The 15,485-nt window shown below is 73.4% G+C and carries 12 protein-coding genes; 3 read left to right on the plus strand and 9 right to left on the minus strand.

The window, feature by feature from the left end:
• Positions 1-12 precede the first annotated feature (12 nt).
• The 9 genes from GFH48_RS12085 to rimP all read right to left on the minus strand — a co-directional run bounded on the left by GFH48_RS12085 (position 13) and on the right by rimP (position 12,913).
• On the minus strand, positions 13-966 hold the full coding sequence (locus tag GFH48_RS12085) for a bifunctional riboflavin kinase/FAD synthetase (RefSeq protein ID WP_153288270.1): 954 nt from the start codon (positions 964-966) through the stop codon (positions 13-15).
• A gap of 133 nt (positions 967-1,099) precedes the next feature.
• Positions 1,100-5,254, minus strand: a complete 4,155-nt coding sequence (locus GFH48_RS12090) for an ATP-binding protein (protein ID WP_228120535.1) — start codon at positions 5,252-5,254, stop codon at positions 1,100-1,102.
• A 424-nt stretch (positions 5,255-5,678) separates the two neighbouring features.
• Positions 5,679-6,584, minus strand: a complete 906-nt coding sequence (gene truB / locus GFH48_RS12095) for a tRNA pseudouridine(55) synthase TruB (RefSeq protein ID WP_153288271.1) — start codon at positions 6,582-6,584, stop codon at positions 5,679-5,681.
• A complete protein-coding gene (rbfA, locus tag GFH48_RS12100) occupies positions 6,581-7,042 on the minus strand; it encodes a 30S ribosome-binding factor RbfA (protein WP_153288272.1) in 462 nt (153 codons plus the stop codon). The genes truB and rbfA overlap by 4 nt, the downstream gene beginning before the upstream one ends.
• Positions 7,043-7,075: 33 nt before the next feature.
• Complete coding sequence (locus GFH48_RS12105; RefSeq protein ID WP_153288273.1) at positions 7,076-7,369, minus strand: DUF503 domain-containing protein; 294 nt, start codon at positions 7,367-7,369, stop codon at positions 7,076-7,078.
• Positions 7,370-7,655: 286 nt separating this feature from the next.
• Positions 7,656-10,802: a translation initiation factor IF-2 gene (gene infB / locus GFH48_RS12110; RefSeq protein WP_153288274.1), complete on the minus strand. Its 3,147-nt coding sequence runs from the start codon at positions 10,800-10,802 to the stop codon at positions 7,656-7,658.
• 147 nt (positions 10,803-10,949) lie between these two features.
• Positions 10,950-11,228, minus strand: coding sequence for a YlxR family protein (locus GFH48_RS12115; protein ID WP_153288275.1), 279 nt, complete (start codon positions 11,226-11,228; stop codon positions 10,950-10,952).
• Positions 11,229-11,330: 102 nt separating this feature from the next.
• A complete protein-coding gene (gene nusA, locus GFH48_RS12120) occupies positions 11,331-12,377 on the minus strand; it encodes a transcription termination factor NusA (RefSeq protein WP_153288276.1) in 1,047 nt (348 codons plus the stop codon).
• Between the two features lie 2 nt (positions 12,378-12,379).
• On the minus strand, positions 12,380-12,913 hold the full coding sequence (gene rimP, locus GFH48_RS12125; RefSeq protein ID WP_153288277.1) for a ribosome maturation factor RimP: 534 nt from the start codon (positions 12,911-12,913) through the stop codon (positions 12,380-12,382).
• 242 nt (positions 12,914-13,155) lie between these two features.
• Here rimP and GFH48_RS12130 point away from each other — a divergent pair, with 242 nt between their 5' ends.
• The 3 genes from GFH48_RS12130 to GFH48_RS12140 all read left to right on the plus strand — a co-directional run bounded on the left by GFH48_RS12130 (position 13,156) and on the right by GFH48_RS12140 (position 15,327).
• Entirely contained in the window at positions 13,156-13,794 is a 639-nt protein-coding gene (locus GFH48_RS12130; protein ID WP_153288278.1) for a hypothetical protein, read from the plus strand.
• A gap of 104 nt (positions 13,795-13,898) precedes the next feature.
• Entirely contained in the window at positions 13,899-14,339 is a 441-nt protein-coding gene (locus GFH48_RS12135; protein ID WP_228121317.1) for a ferritin-like domain-containing protein, read from the plus strand.
• 40 nt (positions 14,340-14,379) lie between these two features.
• A complete protein-coding gene (locus GFH48_RS12140) occupies positions 14,380-15,327 on the plus strand; it encodes an aminoglycoside phosphotransferase family protein (RefSeq protein WP_153288279.1) in 948 nt (315 codons plus the stop codon).
• Positions 15,328-15,485 lie beyond the last annotated feature (158 nt).

Consider the following 15,485-nt stretch of genomic DNA (forward strand, 5'->3'; position numbering starts at 1 on the left):
CGTGCCGGACGGCTACAGCGTCCCGTACGCCTCGATCAGTTCCCGGGACCGCTTCACGTCGTCGGCGATGGCTTCCAGCAGCGCCTCGATGGACTCGAATCGGGCCTGGCCGCGGACGAAGGCGAGGAAGTCGACGGCTACGTGCAGGCCGTACAGGTCGAGGCCGACGCGGTCGATGGCGTACGCCTCCACCGTGCGCTCGGTCCCGTCGAACTGCGGGTTCGTGCCGACGGAGATCGCCGCAGGCATCGCTTCGCCGCCGACGTGCAGCCAGCCGGCGTAGACGCCGTCGGCGGGGATGGCGGTGTGCGGGAGGGTCTCGACGTTGGCCGTCGGGAAACCGAGCTCGCGGCCACGCTGGGCGCCGCGGACCACGATGCCCTCGACGCGGTGCGGGCGGCCCAGGATCTCGCGCGCGCCCTCCACGTCACCCTCGGCGACCAGCCGCCGGGTCATGGTCGAGGAGAAGGGCTCACCGCCGCCGGCGGCGCCGCTCACGTACAGCTCCACCACCTCGACCTCGAAGTCGTACGTCTCGCCCTGCTCGCGCAGGAAGTCGACATTGCCGGCGGCCTTGTGGCCGAAGCGGAAGTTCGGGCCCTCCACGACCGCCTTGGCGTGCAACTTGTCGACCAGCACCTTCGCCACGAAGTCGGCGGGCGACAGCTTCGAGAACTCGGTCGTGAAGGGGAGGATCAGCAGCGCGTCGACGCCCAGCTCGGCCATCAGCTCGGCGCGGCGGTGGTGCGGGGCGAGCAGCGGCGGATGGCTGCCCGGCCTGACGACCTCGCTCGGGTGCGGGTCGAACGTGACCACGACGGAGGGAACGCCCAGCTCCCGGGCCCGGTCCACCGCATGCCTGATGATCAGCTGGTGCCCGCGGTGCACCCCGTCATAGGAACCGATGGTGACGACGCTGCGCCCCCAGTCCTGGGGGATGTCCTCCAAGCCACGCCAGCGCTGCACTGTGACCGCTCCTTGTCGAACCCGTGTCCGTGATTGCCTCATTCGCAGCTCTAAGGGTGCCATGCCGCGTGCTCCCGGTTCGCATCGGCATCGAGCTGTGACGCGGAGCACGAGAACCTGACCAAGGCCTGACTCAGGCGGGGACCCGCACACCGGCCAGATTCTCGATCATGCGGCGGGTGCTGGGGCCGACCACCCCGGCCCACTCGTCGGGGGCGCCGGCCAGCCAGCGGGCCACCACGGGGGCGAATCCCGGCACCTGGCGGGCCAGCTCGACCAGGCCGCGGTCGAAGCCGGTGGCGCCGGCGGGGGTGCGCACCATCAGCCGCCCCGTCCGGTGCACCAGCTCCCGGGTGGGTTCCTCGCCCCGGCGGGCCATGCCCTCCGCGGCGACCCGCAGCAGGGTGGCGAGCACGGCCGGGTCGCGCTCGTGCGCGAGCAGCAGATCCAGCAGCTCGCGCCGCAGCTCCCGGGAGGCCGCGCCGCCCGGCGCGGCCAGTACGGTCGCCAGGGCCGTCCGTACCGGGGCCGGACAGCCGATCAGCAGCCCCGTGACGAGCGGGAAGAGCGCCGTGCGCGCGACGGGCCCGTGGGCGAGACGGCGGTCGACGTAGGCGGCCATGTGCGTGGCGGCCTCCGGGCGCAGCTCCACCATCTCCCGCACGAGCGCGGCGACACGGTGGGCGAGCTCGGGCGTGGTGACGTCGGCGAGGGTGCGCAGCGCCTCGGCCGGGTCGGCGCCGGGCTGCCGCAGCCGGGTCCGGAACGCGGCGACCACCGCGTCGGCGTGCGTGGCGAGGGCGGGGACCAGAGCGCGGGCGGGCAGGTGGGCGTCGCCCGCGGCGAACCGCTCCAGCGCCTGCGGCAGATACGCGGCCCTGCTCCGCGGATCCCGTACGAGCAGGCCGAGCGCTCCGCCGTGCAGGGTGCAGTCGGCGGGGCGGGCCAGCAGGGCGAGCGCCGCGTAGCGCAGCAGGGCGCGATCGGCCTCGGTGCGGATGTGCGGCGCGGCGCGCAGGCCGTACGCCACCGCCGCCACCCGCCGGGCCGGTCGGGGATCGTGCGCCCACCGGTCGACGGCCCGGCACACCGCCGACGGCTCCTCCTCGGCGAGCGCGGCGAGCAGTTCGTCGGCCCGGCGGTGCGCGCTGTCCACCAGCGCCTCCGCCAGGTCGTCCAGGGCGCGCCGCCGGTGGGCGTACAGCAGGGCCTGCGCCGCCGTGGCCACGGTCGCGTGGGGTGTCGCGGGCAGGGGGCGGTCGTCGTCGAACCAGGTGATGAGGTGAGGTGCCACGCCGGTGGGGTCCACGGTGAGGAGCCGGGCCACGGCGTCCAGGTAGCGGGGGGTGCGGGCGCCTTCCGGCGTCCAGGCGCGCGCCGGGGTGCGGCCCCCTCCTGACGCGGCGGCCACCGGTGCGCCGGCGTCTCCTGGCGTGGTGCCCACCAGCGCGTCGGCCCCCACCGGCGGTCGGGTGCCGGACGGCGTGCCGTCGCCTTCCGGCGGCTCTGCGGCCTGCGGCGGCTCTGCGGCTTGCGACGGGCGGCGAAGAGCGGCGGTCCGGTCGGCGTGAGTCTCGTCGAAGGGGCCCGCGCCACCCGCAGCCGCGCCCCTGTACCCCGTGTCCGACGCGCCCGCGCCGACGAGAGCGCTACCGACCCGCACCCTGCCTGCCGAAGCCACGTCGAACGGAGACACGTCGGCCCGCACCATGTCGGCCGAAGCCACGTCGAACGGAACCACACCGGCAGGAGACACGTCGGCCAGGTCTCCGCCGATCGCTCCGGCGCCGTCCGCGGTCGTGTCGTACGGGCCCGTCCGAGGCGGCGCCTCGTCCGCGACGACCAGGCACCTGAGCAGGTCGAACCGCTCCGTCCGCGGCAGCGGCAGCGTCTCCCAGAAGGCGGGTCCGAACTCCGCCGGAACACCCCGGCCCTCCGCCCGCCACCGCACGATCCGCTCGGCGAGCAGCGCGAGGACCCCTGTGTACGGGGTCGCGTCGGGCAGCCGCGCCATGACGTCGCCCAGGAGCCGCGTGGCCCACCAGACGGGGTCCTCCGGTGGGACCGGCGCGTCCGGCAGGAGGGCGTCCAGGGTGTGGACCAGTTCTTCGAGTCGAGGGGTCAGCGCTGCCACGCCCTGTTGACGGGCCAGGAGGAGCAGGGCCTCGACGACCGGTCCGATGCGGTGCCGGGGGACGGGAACGAGGCGCGGCCGCGTGGGGGCGGCGGGCCTGGGGCCACGGGACCGGCGACGGCGCGTCGCGCCCGGACCGGTCACCGGTCCCGGACCGGCCGGCGACGGTGTCCGCTGGGCGGGTACCCGCTCGGCTTCCGTCCCGGTCCGGGACGGTGCCCGGACCCCGGCGGGCGGGGCCGTGTCACGGCTCCGGTGGACCAGGGCGTGCAGGGCCGCGTCCAGGTCCAGGTGGGTGCCCTGGATCCAGTCGGCGAGTTCTTCGTGGGCGAAGCGGTAGCCGTTGCCCGCCGGGACCAGGAGGCGCTCGGTGAGGACGGCGGAGGCCCAGCCGGTGGTCCGGGCGGAACGGCGCCCCGGAGCGGGCCCCCACGGGAAGACGGCCTCGAAGGACTCACGGTCCAACTGGCCCTGCCCCGGCCCCAGACAGCGCCGCGCGGCCTCGTGCACGCGGCCGGAGACCTGAGCGGCGAGGCGTCGTACGGCACTGCCGCGCAATCCGTTCGCGGCCGCGAGCCGGACCGCGACGCGCAGGCACATCAGGTCCAGATGGGCGCCGAGGACGTCGTGCCGGTCGAGCGGCCCGGCCGGGGCGTCCGGCAGCGCGGCCCGTACCTCGGCCAGCAGGCGCAGGGTCAGCGGATGCCGCGCGTCCGCTCCCCCCAGCGTGCCCTCGGGGATCCCGGCCCGCGCCCGGATGCGCCGTGCCTCCTCCTCCGTGAGATCGCCCAGCCGGACGCACGGCGGCGGCGACGGTTGCGGCCCGTCACCGGCGGCCCGGTGCAGGAGCGCCGCCGGGAAGTGTGTCCCCGCCTGTTCCCAGTACTCCGGCCGGCAGGCGACGACGAGGCGCGCACCGCTCCCGCACAGCCACTCGGCCGTCCCCGCCGTCCACTCGGACAGCCGGTGGGCGAGGGCCGACGGCATCTCCTCGGGGCCGTCGAGGAGGAGCAGCAGCGGACGGCCGGCGTCCCGCGCCAGCGAGGCGAGGCGCTCCGGGGCGATGTCGCCCAGTTCTCCGCCGTACCCGCCGGGGGGCAGGACCTCCGAGTCGCCGGGCGCCCCCGCCCGCGAGGCCGCCACGATCCGTCCGGCCCGCTCCAGTGCCCGTGCCGCCGCGTCGGCGACGGAGGTGTCCGTGGCGAGAAGGTCGGCTCCACGCAACCAGAGTGTGGGGGCCGGTTCGGCGCCGCCGGTGCGGCGGGCGGCGAGGGCCGCCAGTTCCGTCGTACGACCGCTGCCGGGCGGGCCGACCAGTCCGAGAACGGAGGCCGGGCCGCTCGCGAAGGCCTCGAACTCCCGGACGACGGCGGTCCGTTCGACAATGGCGGACGATTCCTCTCGGGCACCGGACGGGGGCGCACCCGGTCCGTCCGAACCGACCGAGGTCGCCGTGAGCTCCAGCACCCCGGCCTGATTGAGATCGGTGCCGTACGCGGGCACGGTCGCCGCGTTGCGGGCCAGCAGCGCGGCGAGCGGTCCGCGCGCGCCGGGCGTGCGCAGGGGTACGGCGAACCGCGCCGCCGGGTGCTCCCCGTGCAGCGCGGTGCCCACGACGCCGACCACCGCCCCGGTCGACACGTCCAGCACCGGGCCCCCGGCCGCCCCGCCGCCGAGCCGGAGCGCGTCCGCGCCCGCCGTGCCGATCGCCAGCTCCAGCGCCTCGCCGAGCAGGTGGAGACGGTCGGTGGCCGTGTACGTCACGGCGGTGGTGCCGAGCACCCGTGCCTCGCGCCAGCCGCCCGCGGCGATCCGGACGTACGCGCCGGTCCCGACCCGGTCCCGCACGGTGACGGGGAGCGGGTCGAGGTCGAGACCCTCGGTGCGGACCAGTGCCAGATCGGCGGCGGGCAGCGGGGTCACGGCGTCCGCGCCCACCACCCAGCTGCGGTCGCCGGGAGCGTGCAGGACGAGGCGGGCCAGACCGTCGACGGCCTCGTGGCTGGTGATCACCGTGCCGTGGTGGTCGGCGACGAAACCGGTGCCGCGCGGGCGTCCGGCCAGATCGCAGATGCGCACCACGCCTTCGTCCCGCGCGTGGTCGGCGGCGTCCGGTGGCTGCTCGTCCCCGGTCCGCGGGCCTCGTCCCGCCATGTTCGAACCTCCCCGCCGTGCTCCGTTCCTCCGACGGTAGGCGCGAGGTGATCAGCGGGACAGATCGCGTGGTGAACGCGCCCCCTTCCGCTCCCTCGATTCACTCCGAGCGCCTGCCCGAAGGGGTGAACAGGGCAGGGTGGATGGATACACCCTTGGGTGGGGGGAACCGAGGGGGGACCATGGAGCGGCGGGCGCGAAGCCCCGTGACCGCCGCTCCACGGGCGAGCGGCCACTTCGGAGACGGGCGAGCGACTTCCTCGGAGGCGGGCAAACGGCCCCCTCGGAAGCGAGCACCCGGCCCGGCCCGCCGGCCCTCGCGGAGCCGAGGGGCTCCCCCGGACCCGAAGGGGCCACGCGAAGCCGAGGGGCCTCTCCCGGGCTTCGGAGGGCTTCGCGAGGTTTCGAAGGGCTTCGCGGGGCCTCAGCCGAACACGGCGAGGCTCTTGGCCTTCCCCTTCTGTTCCTCCACCAGCGCCAGGAACTGCCCCGCCGGGTCGAAGACGGCCACGGCGCCCGTCCCCGCGTACTCCTCGGGGATCTCCAGGCGTACGCCGTTGAGCAGCAGCCGGGCCCGCCTGTCGTCCACGTCCCAGCGGGGGAACGCGGCCGTGGCGGCCTCCGCGATCGGCATCACGGTCAGCTCCTCCTGGAGCTGTTCGAGGGTGCGCGCGCTGTCCAGCTTGTACGGGCCGACACGGGTACGGCGCAGGGCGGTGAGATGCCCGCCGACGCCCAGGTCCGCACCCAGGTCGCGGGCGAGCGCCCGGATGTACGTCCCGGACGAGCAGACCACGGAGACGACCAGGTCCAGGACGGGTGTGCCGTCCTCGGCCACGGCGTCCCGGACGTCGTACACGGTGAACGACGAGATCGTCACCGGACGGGCCGGGATCTCGAACTCCTCGCCCTCACGTGCGCGCTTGTAGGAGCGCACGCCGTCGATCTTGATGGCGCTGACCTTGGACGGCACCTGCATGATGGCGCCGCTGAGCTTGGCGATCCCGGCGTCGACGGCTTCCCGGGTGACCTGGGAGGCGTCGGTGGAGGAGGTGAGGTCGCCCTCGGCGTCGTCCGTCAGCGTGTTCTGGCCGAGCCGGATCGTACCGAGGTACTCCTTCTCGGTGAGCGCGAGGTGCCCGAGGAGCTTGGTCGCCCTCTCGACACCGAGGACGAGCACGCCCGTCGCCATGGGATCGAGGGTGCCGGCGTGACCGACGCGACGGGTCTTCGCGATGCCCCGCATCTTGGCGACCACGTCGTGCGAAGTGAAGCCCGACGGCTTGTCCACGATGACAAGCCCGTCGGGCGTCCGGAGCTTCTGGGTCATTCGGCGGTGTCGCCCTCGTCCTCGTCCTCGTCCTCTTCACCCGGCTTCTTGTACGGGTCCGCGTCACCGGCGAAGGTGGCTCCCGCCGAGACCTCACGCACCTTGGCGTCGGAGGCCCGTGCCTTGTCGAGCAGGTCCTCGATGGTCTTGGCGGTGTCCGGCAGGGCGTCCGCGACGAAGGTCAGGGTCGGGGTGAACTTCACGCCCGCCGCCGCGCCGACCGCGGAGCGGAGCACGCCCTTGGCGCTCTCCAGGCCCGCGGCCGCGGCCGCGCGCTCCTCGTCGTCCCCGTACACCGTGTAGAAGACGGTCGCCTCCCGGAGGTCCCCGGTGACCCGGGTGTCCGTGATGGTGACATGGGTGCCGAGCCGCGGGTCCTTGATCCCGCGCTGCAGCTTCTGGGCCACGACCTCTCGGATGAGGTCCGCCAGCTTCTTGGCACGCGCGTTGTCGGCCACTGGTCCGTCTCCTTCTTCGCCTTGCTTGTTTCGTCAGTCTTCGTCCGTGTGGAGCCTGCGCCGTACCGAGAGCAGTTCCACCTCCGGCCGTGCGGCCACGAACCGTTCGCACCGGTCCAGTACGTCGGTGAGGTGCTCGGTGTCTCCGGAGACCACCGCGAGGCCGATCTCGGCCCTGCGATGAAGGTCCTGGTTGCCCGTCTCCGCCACGCTGACCGCGTACTTCCGCCGTAGCTCGGCGACGATCGGGCGGACGAGAGAGCGCTTCTCCTTGAGCGAGTGGACATCGCCGAGGAGCAGATCGAAGGACAGCGTCCCCACATACATGTGTAACCGGATGTCCCGCCGGTACGGGATAGACGACCTGCCAATCGCACTTGGCAGGGACATCAGAACCGTACAACGAACGGATGGGATGCTCGCCGGGGTTTTTCGCCCCCGCTTCCTCCCTGGGCCCCGCTCCGCGCCCGGGTCGTGCCTCGACCGCGGGCCGGCGGGGGCCTGTCGCGCAGTTCCCCGCGCCCCGGGAAGGGGCGCGGGGAACTGCGCGATCCCGCAAACGGCAAGCCGGCCGACGGTGATCTCTCACCGCCGGCCAGCTCAGGCCACTGTCTTACGACCGCGGCTTCTCGCGCATCTCGTACGTCGCGATGACGTCGTCGACCTTGATGTCGTTGAAGTTGCCGAGGTTGATACCGCCCTCGAACCCTTCGCGGATCTCGGTGACGTCGTCCTTGAAGCGACGCAGCCCGGAGATGTTGAGGCTCTCCGCGATGACCTTGCCGTCGCGGATGAGGCGCGCCTTGGTGTTGCGCTTGACCTCGCCCGAGCGGACCAGGACACCGGCGATGTTGCCCAGCTTGGACGACTTGAAGACCTCGCGGATCTCCGCCGTGCCGAGCTCGACCTCCTCGTACTCCGGCTTCAGCATGCCCTTCAGGGCCGCCTCGATCTCCTCGATGGCCTGGTAGATCACCGAGTAGTACCGGACGTCGACGCCCTCGCGCTCCGCCATCTGCGCCGCGCGGCCCGCAGCGCGGACGTTGAAGCCGATGACGATGGCGTCGGAGCCGGTCGCCAGGTTGATGTCGGACTCGGTGACCGCACCCACACCGCGGTGCAGGACACGGATGTCGACCTCGTCGCCGACGTCGAGCTGGAGCAGCGAGGACTCGAGAGCCTCCACCGAACCGGACGCGTCGCCCTTGATGATGAGGTTGAGTTCCTGCACCAGACCGGCCTTGAGGGCCTCGTCCAGGTTCTCCAGGGAGAACCGGACACCCCGGCGGGCGAAGTTGGCGTTGCGCTCGCGCGCCGCCCGCTTCTCGGCGATCTGACGCGCCGTGCGGTCCTCGTCGACGACCAGGAAGTTGTCGCCGGCGCCCGGGACGTTGGTGAGACCCAGGACCAGGACGGGGGTCGACGGACCCGCTTCCTCGACGTTGTTGCCGTTGTCGTCGAGCATCGCCCGGACACGGCCGTACGCGTCGCCGACCACCATGGTGTCGCCGATGCGCAGCGTGCCGCGCTGGACCAGGACCGTCGAAACGGCACCGCGCCCGCGGTCGAGGTGGGACTCGATCGCAATACCCTGCGCGTCCTGCTCCGGGTTGGCCCGCAGGTCGAGCGAGGCGTCCGCGGTGAGGACCACGGCCTCCAGCAGGGCGTCGATGTTCAGACCCTGCTTGGCGGAGATGTCGACGAACATCGTGTCGCCGCCGTACTCCTCGGCCACCAGACCGAACTCGGTGAGCTGACCGCGCACCTTGGTCGGGTCGGCACCCTCGACGTCGATCTTGTTGACCGCGACCACGATCGGCACGTCGGCCGCCTTGGCGTGGTTCAGCGCCTCGATCGTCTGGGGCATCACGCCGTCGTTGGCCGCCACCACGAGGATCGCGATGTCGGTCGACTTGGCACCACGGGCACGCATGGCGGTGAACGCCTCGTGACCGGGGGTGTCGATGAAGGTGATCCTGCGCTCTTCACCGTTGACCTCGGTGGCGACCTGGTACGCACCGATGTGCTGCGTGATACCGCCGGCCTCGCCCGCGACGACATTCGTCTTGCGGATGGTGTCGAGAAGGCGGGTCTTACCGTGGTCGACGTGACCCATGACGGTCACGACCGGCGGACGGACCACCAGGTCGTCCTCGTCGCCCTCGTCCTCGCCGAACTCGATGTCGAAGGACTCGAGCAGCTCGCGGTCCTCCTCCTCGGGGCTGACGATCTCGAGGACGAAGTTCATCTCGTCCGCGAGGAGCTTCAGCGTCTCGTCGGAGACGGACTGCGTGGCAGTGACCATCTCGCCGAGGTTCATCATCACGCCGACGAGCGACGCCGGGTTCGCGCCGATCTTCTCCGCGAAGTCGGTGAGGGACGCACCGCGCGACAGGCGGACGGACTGTCCGTTGCCGCGAGGCAGCATCACGCCGCCGACCGACGGGGCCTGCATGGCCTCGTACTCCTGGCGCCTCTGCCGCTTCGACTTGCGACCACGACGCGCGGGACCGCCGGGACGGCCGAACGCGCCCTGTGTGCCACCACGGCCACCGGGACCACCGGGACGACCGCCGAAGCCGGGACGACCGCCGCCGCCACCACCGGGACCACCGGGACGACCGGCGAAACCGCCGCCACCGCCACCGGGACCGGCCGGACGACCGGCGAAACCGCCACCGCCGCCACCGGGACGACCGGCGAAGCCGCCGCCACCCGGACGACCGCCGCCGCCACCGGGACCACCGGGACGACCGCCGCCGCCACCGGGACCACGGCCACCGGGACCGCCGCCGGGACGCGGGCTGCCCGCGGCGGGACGCTGCGGCATCATGCCCGGGTTCGGACGGTTGCCACCGGGGCCACCGCCGGGACGCGGAGCGCCACCCTGCGGACGAGGCATACCGCCCGGGGTCGGACGGGCACCGCCCGGACCGCCCTGCGGACGCGGAGCGCCGCCGGGACCGCCCTGGGGACGGGGACCACGGTCCTGGCCGCCCGCACCCTGGGGACGCGGACCACCGGGAGCTCCGGCACCACCGGGACGCGGGGCGCCACCCGGACGGGGCGCCTGCGGGCGCGCCATACCGGTGGAGCCACCCGAGGTGAAGGGGTTGTTGCCCGGACGGGGACCGGCCGGACGGGCACCGGGACGCGCGGACTGGCCGCCGGGACGCGGGGCGCCCTGACGGTCGCCGCGCTCGGGGCGCTCGGGACGGTCACCACGGCCCTGGCCGCCCTGGCCGGGACCACCGGCGGGACGGGCACCGGGACGCGGAGCCTGGCCACCGGGACGCGGCGCGGAACCCGGACGGGGACCCGCGGCCGGAGCCGAGGGAGCCGACGGGGCCGACGGAGGCGCGGTGAACTCGGGCACGGCCGGCGCCGGAGCCGCGGGAGCGGGCTTCGGAGCGGGCTTGGGACCCGGGGTCGGACGCGGACCCGGCGCGGCCGGGGTGACCGGACCGCCGGCGGGCCGCTCGGAAACAGCCGGCTTCGGGGCCGGCGGGCGCGGGGCAGCCGGACGGGCGGCCTGCGCGGGAGAGGGGGCTGCCGGCCTCGCCGGGGCAGCCTTGCGTGCGGCGGGCTTGCCGCCACCGTTGCCCTGCTGGAGGGCGTCGGTCAGCTTGCGTACTACGGGCGCCTCGATCGTCGACGACGCCGAACGGACGAATTCACCGAGCTCCTGGAGCTTGGCCATGACGACCTTGCTCTCAACCCCGAACTCCTTGGCGAGTTCGTATACCCGGACCTTAGCCACTTCGCTCCTTTTAGGTCCGGGTTGCGTCCGGACCGTCGCTACTTCATGGGCGTACTCATCGCGTGCTCATCGAGTGCTCATCGCAATCTCGACCTACTTCCAACTCGCGGGGTACCAGGGCCGTACGGAGGTTCCGCACGACACGTCTCACGGTGTTGCCTGCTCGACGCAGAGGCGCAACGCCGCTGTATCGAGCATTCCCGGGGCACGCAGCGCCCGTGGGAACGCCCGGCGGCGTACCGCCAGGTCCAGACAGACCAGGGCGGGGTGTACGTACGCACCCCGGCCGGGCAGCGTACCGCGATGATCGGGGACACATTCACCCTCGATCGCCACGACCCGCAGCAGATCAGTCCTGGCCGCTCGCTCCCGGCACCCCACACAGGTGCGTTCAGGGCATGCGCGGGCTCGCGTCCGGCCAGACACTCTTAAGTCTACCTCTCCGCACCGACCTCACCCCTTTGGGGCAAGAATCGAACAGTTGCTGCGCAGATAACTGTCGTGATCCAAGCCACTCGCGGCTTGGATCTATTCCCCGCCCCGGTCGCCGCCCCGGTCGCCGCTCCGGTCCCCACGCCGCTCGGCGGGCTCCTCGGAGGGCTGCTCGGTGTCCGGACGGATGTCGATCCGCCAGCCGGTGAGGCGGGCCGCGAGGCGGGCGTTCTGGCCCTCCTTGCCGATCGCCAGTGACAGCTGGTAGTCGGGGACCGTCACCCGCGCGGAGCGGGCCGCGAGGTCGACGACCTCGACCTTGGAGACACGGGCCGGGGACAGCGCGTTCGCCACCATCTCCGCCGGGTCGTCCGACCAGTCGACGATGTCGATCTTCTCGCCGTTCAGCTCGGCCATGACGTTGCGCACCCGGCCGCCCATGGGACCGATGCAGGCGCCCTTGGCGTTCAGGCCCGACCGGGTGGAGCGGACGGCGATCTTCGTGCGGTGACCGGCCTCGCGGGCGATGGCTGAGATCTCGACGGATCCGTCGGCGATCTCCGGCACCTCCAGCGCGAAGAGCTTCTTCACCAGGCTGGGGTGCGTGCGCGACAGCGTCACGGACGGACCGCGCACGCCCTTCGCCACCCGCACGACGTACGAGCGCAGTCGCAGACCGTGCTGGTACGTCTCGCCGGGGACCTGCTCCTGCACGGGCAGGATGGCCTCCAGCTTGCCGATGTCGACGAGCACGTTCTTCGGGTCGCGTCCCTGCTGGACCACGCCCGTCACGATGTCGCCCTCACGTCCGGCGTACTCGCCGAGCGTCGCGTCGTCCTCCGCGTCCCGCAGACGCTGCAGGATCACCTGTTTGGCGGTGGTCGCGGCGATCCGGCCGAACCCCGACGGGGTGTCGTCGAACTCGCGTACCTCCTGCCCCTCCTCCAGGTCCTCGGGGTCCTCCTTCGCCCACACGGTCACATGACCGGTCTCCCGGTCGAGCTTCACGCGCGCGTGACGGCGGCTTCCCTCGGTGCGGTGGTAGGCGATGAGGAGGGCCGACTCGATCGCCTCGACCAGCAGGTCGAAGGAGATCTCCTTCTCCCGTACCAAACCCCGCAGGGCACTCATGTCGATGTCCACGGCTACGCCTCCTCTGCGTTCTCTTCGGTCTCTTGGGTCTCTTGGGTCTCTTCGGCCTTGTTCTTGCGGTTGAACTCGACCTGGACACGGGCCTTGGCGATGTCCGCGAGGGCGAGCCGCCTGGTGGTGGGCCTGCGCCCCTTCACACCCGGCACTTCCACGTCCAGGCCGTCGTCGTCGGCGCTCAGGATGCGGGCGACCAGCTCGCCGCCGTCTCCCAGCTGGAACTTCACCAGCCGGTCCGTGGCGCGTACGTAGTGACGGTGCTCCTTGAGCTCGCGCTCGGCACCGGGAGTTCCGACCTCGAGGGTGTACTCGCCCTCGCCCATCGCGTCGCTCTCGTCGAGCTTCGCCGAGAGCGCGCGGCTCACATCGGCGATCTGATCGAGGTCCGCACCGGCGTCCGAGTCGACGACCACACGCAGCACGCGCTTGCGTCCGACCGAGTCGACCTCGATCTCCTCCAGGTCGAGTCCCTGGGAGCTGACGAGCGGTTCCAGAAGTTCTCGCAGCCTCTCGCTCTGGGTCGTGCTCATCCGGGTGACTCCTCGGCCGCGTGTGCTGTTGTGGGTTGGTCGCGTGTCTGGTCAAAGGGTATCCGGTCGCAAGGGGTGTTGCCGTCCACGGGGGCGGGTACGGCAAGGGCCGGCGGCGGCGCGGGAACCGGCCACCGCCGGTGCCCGGGAGAGCCGCTAGCGGGCACCGGGTCCCGGCGCGGGTACCGTGATCACGGGCGCGCCGCCCTCCCGTTCGAACGAGCCTTCCGAGGACGTCTGCCGTGTCGTCGTTCACCCCGCCGTCCCGCACCCCGTCGGGTCCGCGCCGAAGGAGCCTGCTCACGTCTGCCGCGGGCGCCGCCGTGCTCGTGGGCTGTTCCGCTCCCGAGTCGTCGTCCCCCGCCGGCACCGCCGGCCGCAGCCCCTCGGCCGCGGACGCCGCACGCGCGCGTGCGGCCCGCGAGAGCGAGACGCTCGCGGCACGCTACGCCGACGTGATCGCCGCCCATCCGCCGCTGGCGAAGCTGCTGGACCCGCTGCGGACCGAGGTCGTACGGCACGCGCAGGCGTTCGGCGCCACCGGGAGCCGCCCCGGGGACTCACCGTCGGCCTCTCCATCGGCTTCTCCGGCCGCTTCCTCGGCCGGCTCTCCCTCCGCGTCGTCCGCGTCCTCCGCTTCCGCGTCTCCCTCGGCCTCCCTTTCCGCCGCCTCCTCCGCTCCGGCTTCCGCGACCGTCTCGCCCGCCGTGCCGGTCCGTGCGAAGGACGCCCTCGCCGGACTCGCGACCGTCGAACTCGCCCTGGTGGACCGGCGTACGACAGCCCTGCTGGACGTACCGGGCGAGTTGGCCAGGCTGCTGGCCTCGGTGGCGGCGGCCGGGGCGGCCCACGCGTTTTTGCTGACCGAGGAGGCGAAGTGAGCTCGACGGGCGCGACGGAACGGGACGTGACATCCGAGGAGACCCGGAAGTCCGGGAATCCCGGGAGCACCGGGAAGGCCGGGCAGAGGACGGGGGCGGCGGAGCTGACGGCACTGCAGGCCGCGCTGGCCGCCGAACACGCCGTGGTGTACGGGTACGGAGTCGTCGGCGGCAGGATCGGCGGGTCCCGCCGGGGCGAGGCCCGCGCGGCGTACGACGCGCACCGTGCGCGCCGGGACGAACTGGCGCGCGCCATAAGGGACCTGGGCGGGCAGCCCGCGCCCGCGGCGGCGGCGTACGCGCTGCCCTTCGCCGTCAAGGACTCCGGTACGGCCGTGCGGCTCGCCGCCGAGCTGGAGGAACGCGTCGCCGGGAGCTACTCCGACCTGGTGCGCGCCTCCTCGGGCGACCGGCGGCGCTCGGCGGCCGAGGCGCTGCGGGAGGCGGCGGTGCGGGGAGTGCGCTGGCGCGGCGAGAGCGTAGCCTTCCCTGGTCTCGCCGAGCGGACGGCCGCCTCGTTCGCGGCGGCGCCCTCGCACACCTGACGCGACTCTCGGAAGGAACCCCTCCCGCATGGACTCCCGCATGGCTTTCGAACCGCCGCAGCGCCTGGTGCGGGCGCTCGGCGAGGCGCAGCGGGGCGGGTCCGACGGGACCAAGGGGGACGACGGGTCGGGCAAGTGGCTGGCCGAGCTGGCCGGGGCGGTTCAACATGCGGCCGGTCTACGCGAGTTGACCGTGGAACGGGTGCAGGCGCCCGGCGGCCGCAGCAGTCTGGTCGTGCTGGTGCGGCAGGCCGACGGGACACCCGCGGTACTGAAGCTGGCGCCGGAGCGGGCCCGTCCGGAGAGCGAGCGGGCCGCGCTCGCCCACTGGGGCGGCCGGGGCGCGGTGCGGCTCCTGCCTTCCGGTGACGCGGCGGGCGACGTCCACGGAGTGCTGCTGCTGGAGCGGTTGCGGCCCGATCTGTCGGTGCGTTCGCTGCCGGAGGCGAAGGCGTTGCTGGAGGCGGCCGGTACGCTGCGGCGGCTGTGGGTCGAACCGCCCGCCGCGCGGGTGCACGCCTTCGAGACGGTGGCCGAGCGGACCGGGCGGCAGGCCGAGTCGATGCGGGCCGCGGCGGACACCGATGCCGAGGTCGTGGAGCTGGTCGACGCGGCGCTCGCGGCCCGCGACGAGCTGGTCGTCGGCCCGCCCGAGGAGCGGCTGCTGCACGGGACCTTCCGGCAGAGCAAGGTCCTCGCCGGTGAGCGTGTGCCGTGGCTGGCCGTGGGCCCGGACCCGGTGATCGGCGAGTGTGCCTTCGATCTGGCCCGGCTGGTCCGTGACCGGGTGGAGGACCTGATCGCCTCGCCCTCGGGGGCCTCGATCACCCGGCGGCGGGTGAAGCGGCTCGCCGAGTCGCTGGAGGTGGACCAGGAGCGGCTGCGCGGCTGGACCCTGTTCCGGGCGGTCGAGTCCGGTGTGCGGGCGCGGCGGGTGGGGCGCCGGCAGGACGCCGAACTGCTGCTGGAGTTCGCCGGCTGGCTCTGAGCGGACGGGCGTCGCGGCCTGTCCCGACCGCCTGTCGTGGCCGCCTGTCCCGGCCGCCTGTCGTGGCCGCCCGTCGTGGCCGCTCCCCCGCCGGACGAGCGCTGTCCTGGGGTCCCGCGGTTAGGTTGGGTGAGCGGCCGGGGGAGGCGGGCCGGCAT

The organism is Streptomyces fagopyri, from assembly GCF_009498275.1.
In the GTDB taxonomy this organism is placed as follows: domain Bacteria; phylum Actinomycetota; class Actinomycetes; order Streptomycetales; family Streptomycetaceae; genus Streptomyces; species Streptomyces fagopyri.